Origin of the sequence: Pseudoalteromonas sp. R86517 (assembly GCF_042466295.1) — a bacterium.
Classification (GTDB): Bacteria; Pseudomonadota; Gammaproteobacteria; order Enterobacterales; family Alteromonadaceae; genus Pseudoalteromonas; species Pseudoalteromonas atlantica.
On the sequence record NZ_JAXHCB010000001.1, the window covers coordinates 501,016 to 517,271 of the forward strand.

At 42.2% G+C, this 16,256-nt stretch carries 16 protein-coding genes; 11 read left to right on the top strand and 5 right to left on the bottom strand.

The window, feature by feature from the left end:
• The first annotated feature begins 264 nt into the window (after positions 1-264).
• From SJY38_RS02215 to SJY38_RS02230, 4 genes are read left to right on the top strand one after another with little or no spacing between them, the layout of a single operon-like run.
• Entirely contained in the window at positions 265-1,719 is a 1,455-nt protein-coding gene (locus SJY38_RS02215; protein ID WP_377109237.1) for an ATP-binding protein, read from the top strand.
• 1 nt (position 1,720) lies between these two features.
• Positions 1,721-2,242, top strand: a complete 522-nt coding sequence (locus tag SJY38_RS02220) for a hypothetical protein (protein WP_024033179.1) — start codon at positions 1,721-1,723, stop codon at positions 2,240-2,242.
• Between the two features lie 2 nt (positions 2,243-2,244).
• Positions 2,245-3,594 (top strand): sigma 54-interacting transcriptional regulator, encoded by a 1,350-nt coding sequence (locus SJY38_RS02225; RefSeq protein WP_004586106.1) that lies wholly within the window; start codon positions 2,245-2,247, stop codon positions 3,592-3,594.
• Positions 3,595-3,614: 20 nt separating this feature from the next.
• Positions 3,615-4,115 carry a DUF1543 domain-containing protein gene (locus SJY38_RS02230; protein WP_064385316.1) on the top strand — a complete coding sequence of 167 codons (501 nt, stop codon included), beginning with the start codon at positions 3,615-3,617 and terminating at the stop codon, positions 4,113-4,115.
• 8 nt (positions 4,116-4,123) lie between these two features.
• On the opposite strand, the gene SJY38_RS02235 is transcribed toward SJY38_RS02230, so the two are convergent.
• A complete protein-coding gene (locus SJY38_RS02235; RefSeq protein WP_004586108.1) occupies positions 4,124-4,351 on the bottom strand; it encodes a hypothetical protein in 228 nt (75 codons plus the stop codon).
• Between the two features lie 125 nt (positions 4,352-4,476).
• On the opposite strand from SJY38_RS02235, the gene SJY38_RS02240 reads away from it, so the two are divergent.
• Positions 4,477-5,727 carry a multifunctional CCA addition/repair protein gene (locus SJY38_RS02240; protein WP_377109238.1) on the top strand — a complete coding sequence of 417 codons (1,251 nt, stop codon included), beginning with the start codon at positions 4,477-4,479 and terminating at the stop codon, positions 5,725-5,727.
• Between the two features lie 8 nt (positions 5,728-5,735).
• Here SJY38_RS02240 and SJY38_RS02245 read toward each other — a convergent pair whose 3' ends face one another.
• The 3 genes from SJY38_RS02245 to pdsR all read right to left on the bottom strand — a co-directional run bounded on the left by SJY38_RS02245 (position 5,736) and on the right by pdsR (position 8,866).
• Complete coding sequence (locus SJY38_RS02245) at positions 5,736-5,900, bottom strand: hypothetical protein (protein WP_024033174.1); 165 nt, start codon at positions 5,898-5,900, stop codon at positions 5,736-5,738.
• A 141-nt stretch (positions 5,901-6,041) separates the two neighbouring features.
• Positions 6,042-8,177, bottom strand: coding sequence for a proteobacterial dedicated sortase system histidine kinase (pdsS, locus tag SJY38_RS02250; protein WP_377109239.1), 2,136 nt, complete (start codon positions 8,175-8,177; stop codon positions 6,042-6,044).
• Complete coding sequence (gene pdsR / locus SJY38_RS02255; RefSeq protein WP_377109240.1) at positions 8,177-8,866, bottom strand: proteobacterial dedicated sortase system response regulator; 690 nt, start codon at positions 8,864-8,866, stop codon at positions 8,177-8,179. Before pdsR ends, pdsS begins: the two co-directional genes overlap by 1 nt.
• Positions 8,867-9,066: 200 nt before the next feature.
• Between pdsR and pdsO the strand changes: the two genes are divergently transcribed.
• From pdsO to SJY38_RS02270, 3 genes are read left to right on the top strand one after another with little or no spacing between them, the layout of a single operon-like run.
• On the top strand, positions 9,067-9,798 hold the full coding sequence (gene pdsO, locus SJY38_RS02260; protein ID WP_289106366.1) for a sortase-associated OmpA-like protein PdsO: 732 nt from the start codon (positions 9,067-9,069) through the stop codon (positions 9,796-9,798).
• A 46-nt stretch (positions 9,799-9,844) separates the two neighbouring features.
• Complete coding sequence (locus SJY38_RS02265) at positions 9,845-11,827, top strand: marine proteobacterial sortase target protein (RefSeq protein ID WP_377109241.1); 1,983 nt, start codon at positions 9,845-9,847, stop codon at positions 11,825-11,827.
• A complete protein-coding gene (locus tag SJY38_RS02270) occupies positions 11,824-12,423 on the top strand; it encodes a class GN sortase (RefSeq protein ID WP_377109242.1) in 600 nt (199 codons plus the stop codon). Before SJY38_RS02265 ends, SJY38_RS02270 begins: the two co-directional genes overlap by 4 nt.
• Here the strand turns inward: SJY38_RS02270 and SJY38_RS02275 are convergent.
• Complete coding sequence (locus SJY38_RS02275; RefSeq protein WP_004586115.1) at positions 12,312-13,277, bottom strand: DMT family transporter; 966 nt, start codon at positions 13,275-13,277, stop codon at positions 12,312-12,314. The genes SJY38_RS02270 and SJY38_RS02275 overlap by 112 nt on opposite strands.
• A gap of 116 nt (positions 13,278-13,393) precedes the next feature.
• Between SJY38_RS02275 and proB the strand changes: the two genes are divergently transcribed.
• From proB to SJY38_RS02290, 3 genes are all read left to right on the top strand, one after another.
• Positions 13,394-14,497 (top strand): glutamate 5-kinase, encoded by a 1,104-nt coding sequence (gene proB / locus SJY38_RS02280; RefSeq protein WP_054982756.1) that lies wholly within the window; start codon positions 13,394-13,396, stop codon positions 14,495-14,497.
• A gap of 349 nt (positions 14,498-14,846) precedes the next feature.
• Positions 14,847-15,821, top strand: coding sequence for a GGDEF domain-containing protein (locus tag SJY38_RS02285; protein ID WP_248530597.1), 975 nt, complete (start codon positions 14,847-14,849; stop codon positions 15,819-15,821).
• A 55-nt stretch (positions 15,822-15,876) separates the two neighbouring features.
• Positions 15,877-16,236: a glutaredoxin domain-containing protein gene (locus SJY38_RS02290; RefSeq protein ID WP_004586118.1), complete on the top strand. Its 360-nt coding sequence runs from the start codon at positions 15,877-15,879 to the stop codon at positions 16,234-16,236.
• Positions 16,237-16,256: the final 20 nt, after the last annotated feature.

The following is a 16,256-nucleotide window of genomic DNA, read 5'->3' on the forward strand; positions in this document are numbered from 1 at the left end:
CAAAAATAGTGCCAATTTAAATAGGTGTTTAAAATCAATGAGTTAAATTGCTTATGGGGCGCTGGTCGGAATTTTTTACTTAAATGTGTGTTATTTTTGCAACAGGCGGTACGTACTATTAGTAGTTAACAGAGTTATCAATAGCTTAGTGTGTTGCTAAATAGCAACAAGTGCATATATTGGGTTAAATATAGAAGTTGATTCAGCGAGAGTATAAGGTAAGTAACTAAAATAGGGCGCTTAAAATAATAAAAGGAAATGATAATGCCTGTAACGTTGGCTAAAAAGTATCGTGCAATGCTTAATTGGCGGCCTAACTTAATAGGTCAGTTTATAATTAGTATGCTGCTGTCGTTACTGCCGCTTAGTTTGGTGGTTATTGTTTTTTTAAATGCGTTAAACAAACAGCTCGCAGTTACTCAGCTTATTGTCAGTAATAATTACCAAGTTACTAAGCCGTTTAATTTTTTAAAGCAAGAGCTTAATAGCCTAGAGCGGGCAACGCGACAAAACTGGGTGTTAAAAAGCGAGTCGCTCGACACGTTAATAAACGAAAAATGGCAATCCTCCTTACAAACAATCGACACGCTCAGCCAAGCCAGTGCCACACAGCAATACACTATGCAGTGGCGTCGCTTAGCAACAACATTGCGTAGCACTCATCAAGCTTTAATTGAAAATAACCAACAAGATGCTGCATTGTTTGTGCCTATTAGCGATTTAGTGGCTGAGCTTACTGTGTGGTTGCGCGATACGAATGCAGCACAAATTCAAAACAATCAAAGTGAATTAAGTACTTTACAAAGCTCGTTTATTAACTGGTTAGTGGCGCTTATTCCGCTTACTTTACTAGTTGGCGGGGGCTTTTTATGGCGCATAAGTAAACGTTTAAAAGGGCTTACGTCGGTAATAGATAAACTAGGACAAGGCCACTGGCAGCAAAAAATTGCAGTGCAAGGCTCAAGTGAGTTAGTGGAATTAGGCGAAAAACTACAATGGGTGCAAGAGCAGCTACATATGCTTGAGCAACAAAAAGATACCTTTTTACGCCATGTAACCCACGAGCTTAAAACGCCGTTGGCTTCAATGGTCGAGGGCACCGATTTACTGAGCGATGAAATAGTCGGCCCCATTACAAAAGAGCAGCAAGCCGTACTTGAGCTTATTAGCCAATCTATGGTGCGTCTGCGTACTATGATTGACAGCCTACTTAGTTATAACGCTATCAGAACCAGTAAAGACAGCGTTAGCGAAGTCGAATTTGGCAATTTAATAAATAAAATAAACAGCCATTTTGAGCACCGCTTAACGGCTAAGCAGCAACGCTTAAATTGGCACAACAGCATAACAAAACAGCTACTTGCATTACCCGCAGAGCTGATAGAAATGACCCTTATTCAGCTTATTTCTAATGCGTTAAAATTTTCAAATACAGGGCAAAGTGTTGATGTAACCTTAGCGCTTGAGCAAAAGCTATTAATAATGCAAGTGCGCGACGAAGGCTGTGGTATTAAAGAGCAAGAAAAAACTCAGATATTCAGCGCATTTTACCAAGGCAAGCATAATAAAGATGTTACGCTGCAAGGCAGTGGCTTAGGTTTAACCATAGTAAAAGAGTCGGTTGAGCAGTTACAAGGCCAGCTTAGTGTTGAGCATAACCAGCCCCAAGGCTGCTTATTTACAATAAAAATACCTTTAACTAATCAAGGAGTTTTATAGCATGCGTACGCGTTTAATAGCTATTTTATGTGTGCTCAGTAGTACGGTTGTTTTAGCTGGGTGTGAAACAAATAACACACAAACAGCAGCAGTGTCGCAGGAGGTTGAGCCTGCAAAAAATACGGTGCCAAATCCTAAAAAGCGCCCTAAAAGTGACCCCGTTTACCCCAGTGCAGAACGTGTTGTTGCATGGCATGCTAATCAATGTGGCGGTTTTAAAGTAAAGCCAAGCCTACATACTTATTTAGGTGAAAAAGAGCTAAAACGTTTTTTTAAATTCATGTGTGTCAACACCTCAAGTGCACCAGAGGAGGTAATGACACGATTACAAAAACTCGATTTAGCCTACTTTTGGCCTGAGCCAATAAAACAATATTTATGGCTTCAAAAGCAGCATGTTACTCGGCAAATAAATGCCCTAAAAGAGCAGCAGGCGTTAAATGACAAAATGCAGCAAACGTTATCGTCTTTAGCCACCATAGAGCAGCAGCTGTTACTACGCGAAGACACTAAGGAGCAGTAATTATGGCAACACACACACCACAAGGTGCAAAAGTATTACTCGTTGATGACGATGCAAGTTTACTTAAATTACTCGCGCTAAGAATCGAGTCTAAAGGGTATGAAGTAACAACCTGCGAAAGCGGCATACTTGCATTACAAATTCTTAAAAACCAAGTGTTTGATGCAGTTATAACAGATCTGCGTATGGACGAAATGGACGGCATGGCCTTACATCGCCAATTACAAAGCCGCTACCCAGCGCTGCCGGTTATAATGATGACAGCGCATGGCTCTATACCCGATGCCGTTGAGGCGACAAAACAAGGTATTTTTGCGTTTATTACAAAACCGGTAGATAAAGACGAGCTGTTTGACAGCCTAGCCAAAGCCATTGAAATACATGGCGTAAACGCAGAAGAATCGCCCCAAAAAAGCAATATAGTAACGCGCAGTGGCGCTATGTTGCACCTCCTTGAGCAAGTAAAGTTACTGGGGCCAACCCAAGTAAATGTACTTATTTCAGGCGCCAGCGGCACAGGTAAGGAGCTGCTGGCTCAGGCGATTCATCAACACAGCCATGTAAGCGAAGGACCTTTTGTGGCCATTAACTGTGGCGCAGTGCCTGGGGAGCTTTTAGAGTCAGAGTTATTTGGCCATAAAAAAGGCGCATTTACAGGGGCGGTGAAAGATCACCAAGGTTTGTTTCAGCAAGCTCAAGGCGGCACCTTATTTTTAGATGAAATTGGCGATATGCCGCTTAATTTACAAGTTAAGTTACTGCGTGTACTACAAGAAAAAACCATACGCCCGGTGGGCTTTCAAGAAGAGATTCCTATTGATGTGCGCATTGTATCGGCCACTCACAAAAATTTACCCGATGCGATTAGCAATCAACAATTTAGGGAAGATTTATACTACCGCCTAAATGTTGTTAATTTAAAATTACCGCCGCTGTGTGAGCGCCGAGAAGACATAAGCCTGCTCGCTCAGCACTTTAGCGCAAGTATTGCTAAACGTATGAACCAAAAAGAAAAGCGCTTTGCAAACGATGCCATGCATGCACTAGTACGTTACGACTGGCCTGGGAATATACGCCAGTTACAAAACGTTGTAGAGCAAGTGGTCGCATTGAGCGCCAGCGAGGTAATTTCTGCACACTTAGTGTTAAACGCACTTAACTCAAACCAAGCCAGTGCAGAGCCGCTTTCTCTAAATGATGCCAAAAAGGAGTTTGAGCGCGATTATGTAATAAACACCCTAAAAATGGCCGGCGGTAACGTAGCCGAAGGCGCAAAGCTTGCCAAACGTAATCGTTCGGATTTTTATAAGTTAATAAAAAAACACAATATTGATGTCGATAATTTAGTGTAATTTAAGAGTAAGGTTATTAAATGCAGTTATTTATGGTGTATCTAGGCGGGCGAATTCAAGGCTGCCACATAGAAATGCACGATATTCGCTTTGTCGTAGGGCAAAGCATTGAGCAAACTTATTCAAAGCTAAAAAGCCAATGGGTGGGCGATAAAAACAATGTGCATATGGACAGCTACATGGCAATTAACCATATCGACGGTTATAAAGTAGAAGTTGTTGATACCTACGTTGAGCAAAATAAGCAGCTGTATTTTGTTAATTTAGGCGCTTACAGAAGCGACTCTATGGCAGAGCAACACGACTTTGCATTGTATGTTGCCAGTAGTGCTGCAGAGGCCAAGGAGCGCGCTAAAAGCGATTTGCTTGCAGGCCTTAGCCATATTCATAAAGATGATTTACATGATGTAGATGACTGCTTTGCTATAGACCTGCTCGACAGCCAATTAAATATTAAGCTTACGCCAAGTGGGCATGCTCAACCAATAAAACCAGATTGGTTTGGGTATTATATTCTTTAACAGTAAAATTAAGAGTCTTGCTCGCTTTGCTCATTGGCTTCGCTTTTAGCTGCCATTTTAAATGCCACAATAACTAGGCCAAACATCGCAAAGGGCAGCGCTGCCAACATGTATTCAACCATGTTGCTATCTTGAAAGTTAGCCTGTAGTAAAAAGTGACCCGCCACACACATTACAATAACCACAAGTAATATAGGCAGTAGCATAAGTTCTTTTTTTGATGAATGATTTTTCATTGAATGTAAGGCTATGGCTTAAAATAAAGCGCTATTGTAATGAGCTTATTTAAGCTTGGCAAACTATGGCTATTTTAATGGTATGATCGACATCAAATAACCACCCAGTGTGATTAGGATAAACAGTGAAACACAACCTTAAGCAAGTTTACCTTGTTGGTGGCGCGGTACGCGACCAGCTACTTAATATAGCATCAAAAGATAACGACTATGTTGTTATAGGCGAAACACCCCAAACTATGGAGTCGCTTGGTTTTGTGCCTATAGGAAGTGATTTTCCGGTTTATTTACACCCAAAAACAAAAGAAGAATACGCCTTGGGTCGCACCGAGCGAAAAAGCGGTAAAGGCTATACCGGCTTTGTGGTAGATGCTAGCCCTAATGTCACCCTTGAAGAAGATTTAGCACGGCGCGATTTAACCATAAACTCAATGGCACTTGATGAAAACGGCACCGTTATTGACCCTTTTAATGGCCAAAGCGATTTACACAATAAAATACTGCGCCACACCACAGAAGCCTTTGTAGAAGACCCGGTAAGGGTATTACGCATAGCCCGTTTTTTAGCACGATACGGAAGTGAATGGCGTATCCACCCAAGTACTTATGCATTAATGCGCGAGCTTAAAAACAAAGGTGAGCTTAATCATTTAGTGCCCGAGCGCGTATGGCTTGAAACCGAAAAAGCGCTGGGTGAAAAACACCCTGAACTGTATTTTCAAGCATTACATGGCTTAGGTATTTTCCCAGAAATAGAGAGTATGCAAGGGGTGCCGCAACCTGCAAACCACCACCCTGAAGGCGATGTGTTTGTTCATACTATGTTGGTACTTAGGCGCGCTGCCGATTTAAACTTTAATTTAGAAACACGGTTTGCGGCACTCACTCATGATTTTGGTAAGGCCCTGAGCTTTAAAAAACGCGGTAATTTACGCGGCCATGAACGCGAAGGGGTAGCCGTAGTAGAAAAGTTTTGTGAGCGTTTAAAAGTGCCTAATCGTTTTCGCGATATTGGCGTACTCACCAGTGATAATCACACCTTATGTCATACGCTGGAGCAATTAAGACCACAAACGATTCATAAATTAATTGTCACTAATTTAAATGCTTTAGTGCACCCAGAGCGATTTATTGCGTTTACCCAAGCATGCCAATGTGATGCGCAAGGGCGCGGAGAAACACTTGTAAATAAGCCCTATCCGCAAGGGGCTAAGCTGCGTGCAATTTTTAATGAATTACAAAAAATGGATAAAAAACAGGTGGTGCAAACTGCACTTAAAAATGGCAAAAAAGGCCCAGAAATAGGCGAAGAGGTAAAAGTGGCAGAAATAAACTGCATCAAAGCATTTTTACAAAACGAGCAAGCAACGCAATAGGCAATACCCTAGCTGAGGTATTCAGACACGCCTTCGTTTTTAACTTGTTCTGGCTGTCGTAAGTTTTTATATGTAGAGGTGGCAGGCTCTGAAGGCAAGCTAGGTGCTTGCTCTTGGGGCCTGTATAGATCAAAAATAAATTCGATCTCTTCACGCTCAAGTGGGTTGTTCATGATCTATTCTCCTTAATTAGCGTTCAGGGTATGGCCGTTTGACTGAATTAAAAGTGAATAGTTACATTTTAAGTTGTAGTAAATTGTAATCGATGTGCAAAAAATAAGGGCGACTCAGTAGGGCGCCACTTTATGCACAGCTTAGCTTTGTAAAGGCAGGGTTACTTTAAACACCACGCCATTACCGCGCTCGTTGTTTTGCGCAGTGACACTGCCTTTGTGGTAATCACACACCAGCCTTACAATATAAAGCCCTAAACCTAAGTGCGGTTGCTGCTGCATCTGCTGGCTACGCACCGACACCATAGAATCAAAAATATGCTCAGTTAGCCCTTCAGGCAGGGCGGGGCCTGTATTACTCACTGTTAATATTGCTTTATTTTCGCTTTGCTTAAGACCTACATTAATAGCTGTATTTGCTTCACTAAATTCCAGCGCATTATTAATAAGCTTATCAAGTAGCTGAGCTATAAATTCGGGAGCACCTTGCATAGGTAAAGGGCTTAGGCATACATCAAGCTCAAATAACTGCTCTGGGTAAGTAAGCTGGTAGCCTTGCATACAGCCATTAATTACTTTTTGTAAATCAAACGGCTCGCTCTCGTTGCTTTGAATGCTTTGTTCAAGGCGCGTGGCTTCGCTCATGGTGGTTATTATTTTACCTAAGCGCTCAACCCCTTCACTCGCTCGCTCTAGGTATTTTTGGCTAAGCTCATTTTGCTCCAAGCTTTGTAGGTTTTCTAAAGAAGAGCGAACCACAGCCACCGGTGTACGTAGTTCATGAGATAACCGCGATGACATATTTTCTAAATAATTCGTGTACCCGCCTAAGCGGCCAACTATATTGGCAAAACTTCGTGAAAGGTCGCCTATTTCATCGTTTGAGTCGCTGTAATTAATACTGCCGGTAATGCGCCCCTGGGCATCAATAGCTTGCTCTGCGGTGTCGCGCAGTCGTCTAATACGGCTCGAAATACGCGAGGCAAAAAAGAACAACGTAACGGTACCAATTAGCATCACCGCTAAAATAACGTTAAAAAGCTTTTCCAGCGATTTATTACGCAGGGTGCGTACACCGTTAGTGGTTTCCTCGGCGATTACTGCGCCAATCACTTTATCTTCTATCCAAATAGGGTAAGCCGCCGATAAAATAACGGCTTTACTGTCGGGCGTTAATCGCCAAGACGACGCTGGTTGCCCCTTCAGTGCCTTAGCTAAATGTGTGCCCTGCATTGAGGCAACATCGTGCAGGGTATCTAAAAATTCGTTTTCTGGGCGAGTTAAAATTTTATAATAAAGCGGGTGCAAATACGTTTGCTCAAAGCGTTGCCAGGCATTTTTAGGCGGCTGGTTTTTAAGGCCGTCGGCCCATACGCCATCGGCATTTTGAATTGTGCCCGACTGCGCTAATACACGATGATGATTATCAACCACCCAAATACGGCTACCACTGTGACCCATACCTTTTAAAATTCGGTTAATTTCTGGTGAGGGCACCAATACCGAGCCTAAATCGCTTGGGTTATTTAAATTAGAGGTCGACATTGTTTTAAAATCGAGCGGCGCTTTTTTTGTGTCAATATCGACCACGGCAAAGCCTAGCTTGTTACCAAGCATATTTATAGGAAAGCGCAGCTCTACGTTATATCCCGATTCAGTGCGTATAAAATAGCCCTGAATTTTTGTAAACGGTGTTTTGGTATTAGCATCAAACGCATTTACCCAGCCATCTTGGCGTGGGGCAATAATGTACGTATTAAAATCTCCGGCTGGGCTTTTTAGGCCAATTATTAAATGGTCGTTATTAGTAATGCTTAAACTATTTTTAGCACGATATACAAGGTGATCGTCAGTTACTTTAAACACGGCATATAAGTAGTTATCAAATTTTCCAACCATATGATCAAACGATAAATCCTCAGCTTTATGCTCCTTGTCTGCTTTTTGTAAATAGCGTTTATCGTAATGCCAAAAGAGTGGTTGATAGCTTTGCCAGTCGCTCAGTTTGCCATCGAGTTGAATGGCATTTTTAAGATTGTACGCATATAAGTCGCGCCCTTTTACTACCTGATCTAAAAAGTTGGTTTGCTCATCAAAAAGGGCTGGGCGTTCATGCAGGGCGGTGGCGAGCGCCCGTGTGGTGCCTACGAGGGTTTTTTCTTGGCCTTGGCGTAAAAACTTTTCCATTTCCCACACGTACTCGTAGCCTAGCCAAGGCAGTAAAAACAAAAAACACGACAGTAATATAAATTTACTGCGCAGGCCAAATCGTAACATTAGCGTTGTTCCCACCTGTAGCCCATGCCGTACACCGTATCTATGCAGTCAAAGTTGTTATCAAGGGTGATAAACTTTTTACGAATGCGTTTTACATGCGAAGTGATAGTGCTGTCGTCTACGTAAATTTTTGCATCGCTCATTAAATCGTTACGGCTTTTTACATGGCCTGGGCGCTGCGCAAGTGAGTGCAACATCCAAAATTCGGTCACGGTTAAATCAACCAATTGCTGCTGCCAAAATACTTGCATGCGCTGGGTGTCGAGCGTTAACTGGCCGCGTGTAATTAATGCATTGGCATCGGCGGGTTGCTCAAGCGCTTCCATGCGTCTAAATAGCGCGCCTATTCTGGCAGCCAAGTGGGCTAAGCTAATATCTTTTGTTAGGTAGTCATCGGCGCCCATACGCAGGCCACACACGGTATCTATTTCGCTATCGCGGGCGGTTAAAAAAATAATAGGCAGTGTTTTAGAAAGCGTACGCAAGGTTTGGCAAAGTAAAAAACCGCCGTCTATTTCGTGGCCTAAACCAATATCAACAATGGCTAAATCGGGTAGGGCGTCTTTAAATGCAATCTCTGCGCTGACGCGATCAGCAAAACCACTTACCTGGTAACCTTGGGCGCTAAGCATTTCAATATAGTTTTCGCGGATGGCGGTTTCATCTTCAATGATGGCTATTTTTTTCATTCTACTCACCCTTATTTATTTTAAAACGCACTATATCGAAGTTTTTCAGTTATGTACGCTTAAAAAGGCAATTGCCATTTTTTTGCCACAATTGCTCAGCGGTTTGCCATTTTTGCTCCCCTTTGTTGCCACTTGCAGCTGTTTTAATACAACCATCAAAACAAAACATCACAAATTAAAACAAGTTTAAGGATTACATTATGAAGAAGACATTAATCGCATTAACGCTAGTAGCCTCAGTGTGTACACCTGCATTTGCAGCAGCCGCTAACACCCCTTCTAAAGAAGCACATAAAGAAACCGCCATCGGCTTAGGTACTGGCGCCATTATTGGTGGTGTCGTTGGTGGGCCAATTGGTGCTTTTATTGGCGCATTTGCCGGGGGCTTAATTGGTGATTCAAAAGTAGCTGATGACAAAATTGCCCAGCAGCAGAGAGCAATAACAGTGATGCAGCAAAAAACCAGTGACTACCAACAGGTACTTAATCAAAACAATAGGCTAGAGCAGCAGTTAGATGTACTGACTAATCAAAATGAGCAGTTAACACAATCGCAAATAAATAACTTACTCGCCATGACAGTACAATTTAAAACAGGCTCAAGTGCTATTGCCCCGCACTTTGCTACGCAATTAGACCAGCTTGTGGTGCTGTTAAAAAATCAGCCGCAACTAGCATTAGATTTAAGTGGCTTTGCCGATCAGCGCGGTGATGAGCAAGCGAATCTTTTATTGTCTAAAAAACGTGTAAACGCAGTGCAAAGTTACCTTATAAAGCACGGTATTAGCCATACACGTTTAAGTGCGCACGCTTTTGGCGAGCAGCAAACATTAGCGCGTAGCAATACCGTAGAAGATAACTTTTTTGATCGACGCGTAACACTTACTACCCGCTCAATAAACCCAGTAAATGGCCAAACGGCAAGTAACTAAAGCCACTTTTATTTGAGTAAAGTTAAGCGTTCGATGGAGTGATTTTATGTTGAGTAACCCAACCAAAATGCTTACTAAAGTAAGCATTTTTATTTTCTTAGTGGCTGTGCTTCTGGTTAGTTTTAATAGCCGTGCACAGTCGCCCAAGCTTGAACTTTTTGACAGCAGCGGCGCATCTGTCGCGCCGGCAATTATATTAAAAAGCGATGCTAACATGACCCTAACCGGGCTGATAAATCACGTGGTTGTTAAGCAAACTTATCAAAACGAAAATCCGTTTGCGGTAAATGCGCGTTATGTGTTTCCGTTACCTGATGAAAGCGCCGTACATGCGATGACGATGCACATAGGTGAGCGAGTCATAAAAGGCCAAATAGATAAAAAAGTAGAGGCCGAAAAAAAGTATCAGGCAGCTAAAAATGCTGGCAAGCAAGCCGCACTTGTACGCCAGCAGCGCGCTAATATGTTTATTACTAACGTGGCAAATATAGGCCCTGGCGAGCAAATTGTGATAGAGCTTGAATACCAAGAGATCATTGATTACAGCAATGGCACATTTGCTATTCGCTTCCCAAGTACCATTACGCCGCGCTATCACACAATAAGCGCAAATATTGAAGCTGAGCAAACTAGCCTAACTCATGCTCCTCAGGGGTGGTTAAGCCCTGTGTATAGCAAAACGCAGCACAGCGAAGCGCCAAGCAGCCAATTTAGTTTAAATATTAATATAGATGTAGGCTTAGAGCTTGTAGATATAACGTCTAAATTTCATCGTGTAGAAGTACAAAACCCGGCCTTTGGGCAATATACGGTTGCTTTAAATGAGCAAACGGGTGCCAATCGCGACTTTGTACTTGAGTTTAAACCGCTGCAAAAAGAAAGCGCACAAGCAGCATTTTTTACCCAGCAGTTTGAAAACGGCGACCGGTACGGGCTTGCTATGCTAATGCCGCCAGCAGATAACTTTACACAAACGCAGCGCCTACCTCGCGAAATGGTGTTTGTTGTAGATACCTCTGGCTCTATGCACGGGCAATCTATGGAGCAAGCTAAAAAGGCCCTGTTTTATGCGCTGTCTTTGCTTGATAGCGACGACAGTTTTAACATTATTGGCTTTGATAACGTGGTTACCCCCATGAGCGATAAACCCCTTATTGCTAGTGACTTTAACTTACGCCGCGCTGAGCGCTTTATTTATAGCCTAGAGGCCGATGGCGGTACCGAAATACAAGGTGCGCTTGATGCGGTACTTGATGGCAGCAGTTTTGAAGGCTTTGTACGCCAAGTGGTGTTTTTAACGGATGGCAGTGTAAGTAACGAAGATGCCTTATTTAAAAATATTCAGCGTAAATTGGGTGATAGCCGCTTATTTACTGTAGGCATTGGCAGTGCACCCAATAGCTTTTTTATGCGCCGCGCAGCTGATATAGGTAAAGGGTCATTTACGTTTATTGGCAGCACAAATGAGGTGCAGCCTAAAATGAAGCAGTTATTTGATAAGCTTGCTCATCCCGCTATCACTAATTTAGCACTGCGCGATGAAAGCACTCACAGTTTAGATTTTTGGCCATCACCTTTGCCTGATTTATATTTTGGCGAGCCAATAATGGTGGCTATAAAACTAAATGATACAAATCAAATTACGCTTAGTGGGCAAACCGCTCAAGGCCCTTTAAATATAAAGCTAAGCGCACAAAATAGCGCCAACGCAAAAGGGATTGATAAGCTGTGGGCGCGCCAAAAAATTAAATCGTTGCTTTTGTATAATGACCGTCAGTCAGTTAAAAATGAGGTGCAGGGGCTTGCGCTCACACATCAACTACTGAGCCCGTTTACTGCTTTTATAGCTATTGAACACACTCAAATTAACGAGCCTGCAAAGCAAACGGCACTGGCTAAGAACGCAGCGCCACAAGGACTGGCTATGCGTTTACCACAAACCGATGGGCAAAGCCGACTGTACATATTGCTGGGCTGCATTTTATTACTTGGCTATGGCGCGTTTAAAATAAACCGAGGGCTTAAATGAAAAAGTGGCTAAGTGCGGGCTTATTAATCGCTGGGCTGGGGCTGTTTTCTCATGGTGCTTATATGCAAGCTAAGGCATGGCTTGCCCAAGTATTAATAGAGCAGGCCTGGCAAGAGGCACTTATTACGCCACACGCTCGCGTTAAACCGTGGTTTTACGCCGACAGCTTTGTAACCGCGCAGCTTAACTGGCCCGAGCATAATAAAGTGCTTAGCGTTTTAGCTGGGGCAAGTGGTCGTAATTTAGCATTTGCACCAAGCCACTTTTTACCAGGGGCAAAGCTTGGAGATAAACATGGCGGTGCGTTAATAGCGGGTCACAACGATACCCACTTTGCATTTTTAAAACATACTAAAGTGGGTGAAACGTTTACGCTGCAGCTGCAAAGTGGCGTAATACAGCATTATAAAGTGAAGGGGATTGAGGTTATTCATCAATCCCAGCAGGCGTTTTTACAAACCCCAGGGCTTTATTTATTAACCTGTTACCCTTTTGACTCGCTGGCATCAGGTACTGATTTAAGATGGCTTGTATCGGCTGAGTTGATAGGGTCATCGCCAGCGTCATTAAGCGGTATATCTACCACCAGCTCTTGATGTCGTTGGCTTATCATCACCCCTGCAAAAACAACAAATATACTCACCCATTGCCAAAAATCGAGTACTTCACCCAAAATAATGGCCGATAAAATAAGCGTAAAAATAGGAATTAAATTTGAATAAGCCGCAGCCGTTAATACCGACACTTTGCCAATTGCATAGTTATACATACCATAGCCACCTAAGGTGACAAACGAGCCTAAATACAAAATGCTCATAAGGGCGGTTAGGTCATGCTGGTTTTCGCTTGGTAAGTCGATAAAAAATAAAAACGGTGCAAAAAACACACTGCCGCTTATGCCTTGTAAAGCAATTAGCGTTAACGGCGAGTAGCGATTGGCCAAGTGCTTAATGCTAATGGTGTAAAACGCCGCGCATACCATGGCCATAAGCTCTAAAAAGTTACCCAATAATGGATTAGGGGCCTGATCGGTATTTGGTGAAAGCAAAGTAAGTAAAATACTGCCGCCAATACACAGGGTAAACCCAATCACAATGGCTTTACTTATATACTCTTTAAGCATAAAAAACGCCATCAACGCCACAATAATAGGCAAACACGAAACAATAACTCCCGCCTGAGAGGCCGAGGTGTATTCCATTGCGTGGCCTTCAAATAAAAAGTACAAGCATGGCTCTGCGAGCGACATACCTAATAAGTACTTCCAATCGCCTTTTAAATACTCAAACCTAATTACGTAACGCCATAAACACAGCGATAAAACTAAGGTGGTTAGCATGCGTAAAAATATAACTAGTGCTGGGTCGTAAACGGCAATAGCATACTTAAGTGCAATAAAGGAGCTACCCCATAAAAAGGTGGCAATAATTAGGCATAAACTGGCTGGCATAAATGAAATTTTATCAAATTAAATTAACGCCGATCCTAGCATGAATAATTTTAACTTGTTCAAAAATACCGAGCTGGTATAAGTTTATTTATCTTTCATTTTAATAGTAAATAATAATGCGTAGGGAACAGGTAATTGTTGTTAAGCTTGGTACAAGTGTACTGACCGGCGGCACCGATAAGTTAGATAAAGCCCATATGGTTGAGCTGGTTCGCCAATGTAGCGAACTTAAAAAGCAAGGCCACCAAGTTATATTAGTATCAAGTGGCGCGGTTGCTGCGGGTCGCGAACAACTTATTAAACCCTGTGGCCGCGGCCTAATAGATAAACAAATGTTGGCAGCCGTTGGGCAAGGTCAGCTTATACATATTTGGCAAAGCTTATTTGCCTTGTATGGCATAAACGTAGGGCAAATGCTGCTTACCCGTGCCGACGTAGATGACCGCGAACGCTATTTAAATGCGCGCGACACCTTAAATGCGTTATTAAGCCACGAGGTGGTGCCTATTATTAATGAAAACGACGCGGTAGCAACCGCCGAAATAAAAGTAGGCGATAACGATAATTTATCAGCGCTGGTGGCTATTTTGGCTAATGCCAACAAGCTATTACTACTTACCGATCAAGAAGGTTTATTTACCAGCGATCCGCGCACAAATACCGACGCAAAACTGATTGACGAAGTCACTCATATAAACGATGAGTTACGCCAACTGGCTGGTGGTAGCGGTACAAGTTTAGGTACCGGCGGTATGGCCACAAAACTACAAGCCGCCGACGTAGCAAGGCGCGCAGGGGTAGAGGTAATTATTGCAAAAGGCGCTGGCAACAACGTTATTTTAAAATGCATGAGTGAGCAATTACCCGGCACGCGGTTTTTAAAACTCACTGCGCCAAAAGATGGCCGTAAAAAATGGCTAATGGCAGGGCCTAAAAGTACCGGCCAAATTATGATTGATAAAGGGGCTATTTCGGCGCTACAAAACAAAGGGGCAAGCCTGCTGGCAAAAGGCATAACCAATGCGTTTGGCCGTTTTGAGCGTGGCGACTTAATAGATTTAATAGACGCCAACAACCAAGTTATTGCACGAGGGTTAACACGTTTTAATCAAGTTGAAGTAAATAAAATTAAAGGTGCTCACTCAGAGCAAATAGGCGAACTACTCGACTTTGATAGTGGCGCTGTGGTGCTACACAGAGACGACTTAGTTTTGCTTTAGTTTTTTAAATAGCGCGTGTTGCGTATTAGTTATTAGTATAGCGGCTGGATTTAGGTATTTAAGCAAGGCAGGGCCTATGTTGTGTTTAGAATAACTGGTTGTACAAAAACATAAATGCAAAGCATAGGCTGTTTTAGGCTCTGCTGTATGTAAGTTATTAAATAATACCGCAGTAGTTATTGAGCTCACTAAGTTACTAAGCTCGCGCTACGATTTAATAGCGCTTAGCTAAAACAAACTTTAATCCACATAGCTCAATGCGACCTAATTAAAAAGTATTGGTTAATTAATTAGCAAAGTTGATGATTTTGTCTAAACTGATTGAAGTTAAAACAGTTTAGGCAAACTAATGAAGGCAAACAATTGCGGGCACGAATGGATAATCAGTCTAACTCAGCAAGAAGAAGAAAGTGATTTAGATGCATCATTAGTGCAGATTATTGGCGACCTACTCGAAGTTGAAAATTTTGCTATTTATATTAATAAACACTTTAGTGCGCAATTACCGCCTACGCTTATAAACTCGCACACCCGCCTTGAAGTATTAGAGTCTAACGAAGCCTTAGCGCTGCTTAATAAAGTAACCCAAAACAAAATAAGAGTAAGCCGTGCCTTAGGTGTAGTAACTACGTATGTGCCAGTGTATTACTTTGGTAAAGTAATTGGTATATTACTAATAGAAACCACAAAAGAGTTAGCGCAAACCACCACAATGCTCGCCGTGCATATTTTAAATATTTATGCCAACCAGCTAGGGCTATTACATAAATCGCGATTAGACCCTTTAACCGAGCTTTTAAATAGACAAACCTTTGATAAAAAAGTGATCGAAATTGTCTCAGGCAAAGGCTTTTTATTACCTCGTGATGATACAAACGAAAAGCGACGATGGTATTTAGCCATTGCAGATATCGATCACTTTAAACGCGTAAACGACAGCTACGGCCATGTAATAGGCGATGAAGTTATTTTACTTGTGGCGCGGCTGTTAAAAAATAACTTTAGGCTTGAAGACTACGTATTTAGGTATGGTGGCGAAGAGTTTGCGGTGTTATTTCAAACCAAAACCGAGGCACAAGCTCATATAGCACTTAACCGTTTACGCTCAAATATTGCTGAGTATCCTTTTCCGCAAGTTGGGCAGCTTACAATAAGTATTGGCTTTTTAGAGCTGGCAAGTATTGATACTGTATCTAGTATCGTAAACCAAGCCGATATGGCGCTGTATCATTCTAAAAATAGCGGCCGTAATAAAGTGACTGCTTATAGCGAGCTTGAGGTAAATGAAGAAGTGACCACCGATAATAGTATTGAGCTTTTTTGATTGTAAATTTGTGCTAAAATCTGGCTCCTTAAATTGTTGTAGGCAGGCACAAAACATGAAATTCGTTCGTTGGTTTTTAGGTTGTATAATTTTATTCTTTAATTTTGTATTTACTCCTCGCAGTAAAAAGCGTGCAAGCGATGTGCAAGCGCAGCTTGATCAGCAAACCTCACAATTTAAACTTTATCAATTTAAAGCATGCCCGTTTTGCGTAAAAGTACGCCGTGCAATTAAGCGCGAAGGCTTAAAAATAGAAACGCGTGATGCAAAAAATAATCAACAATTTCGTCAAGAGCTGTTAGAGCAAGGCGGCAAAATTAAAGTGCCATGCTTACGTATAGAAAAAAATGGCCAAGTAGAGTGGCTATACGAATCTAACGATATTATTGCTTACTTAAACAAAGTAGCGGCTTAAACGACCCCCTTAATTTTTAT

Excerpts from the sequence above, each read along its gene's own strand:
- SJY38_RS02215 (WP_377109237.1), top strand. The coding sequence starts at position 265 with ATGCCTGTAACGTTGGCTAAAAAGTATCGTGCAATGCTTAATTGGCGG.
- SJY38_RS02220 (WP_024033179.1), top strand. The coding sequence starts at position 1,721 with ATGCGTACGCGTTTAATAGCTATTTTATGTGTGCTCAGTAGTACGGTT.
- SJY38_RS02225 (WP_004586106.1), top strand. The coding sequence starts at position 2,245 with ATGGCAACACACACACCACAAGGTGCAAAAGTATTACTCGTTGATGAC.
- SJY38_RS02230 (WP_064385316.1), top strand. The coding sequence starts at position 3,615 with ATGCAGTTATTTATGGTGTATCTAGGCGGGCGAATTCAAGGCTGCCAC.
- SJY38_RS02235 (WP_004586108.1), bottom strand. The coding sequence starts at position 4,351 with ATGAAAAATCATTCATCAAAAAAAGAACTTATGCTACTGCCTATATTA.
- SJY38_RS02245 (WP_024033174.1), bottom strand. The coding sequence starts at position 5,900 with ATGAACAACCCACTTGAGCGTGAAGAGATCGAATTTATTTTTGATCTA.
- pdsS (WP_377109239.1), bottom strand. The coding sequence starts at position 8,177 with ATGTTACGATTTGGCCTGCGCAGTAAATTTATATTACTGTCGTGTTTT.
- pdsR (WP_377109240.1), bottom strand. The coding sequence starts at position 8,866 with ATGAAAAAAATAGCCATCATTGAAGATGAAACCGCCATCCGCGAAAAC.
- pdsO (WP_289106366.1), top strand. The coding sequence starts at position 9,067 with ATGAAGAAGACATTAATCGCATTAACGCTAGTAGCCTCAGTGTGTACA.
- SJY38_RS02265 (WP_377109241.1), top strand. The coding sequence starts at position 9,845 with ATGTTGAGTAACCCAACCAAAATGCTTACTAAAGTAAGCATTTTTATT.
- SJY38_RS02270 (WP_377109242.1), top strand. The coding sequence starts at position 11,824 with ATGAAAAAGTGGCTAAGTGCGGGCTTATTAATCGCTGGGCTGGGGCTG.
- SJY38_RS02275 (WP_004586115.1), bottom strand. The coding sequence starts at position 13,277 with ATGCCAGCCAGTTTATGCCTAATTATTGCCACCTTTTTATGGGGTAGC.
- proB (WP_054982756.1), top strand. The coding sequence starts at position 13,394 with ATGCGTAGGGAACAGGTAATTGTTGTTAAGCTTGGTACAAGTGTACTG.
- SJY38_RS02285 (WP_248530597.1), top strand. The coding sequence starts at position 14,847 with ATGAAGGCAAACAATTGCGGGCACGAATGGATAATCAGTCTAACTCAG.
- SJY38_RS02290 (WP_004586118.1), top strand. The coding sequence starts at position 15,877 with ATGAAATTCGTTCGTTGGTTTTTAGGTTGTATAATTTTATTCTTTAAT.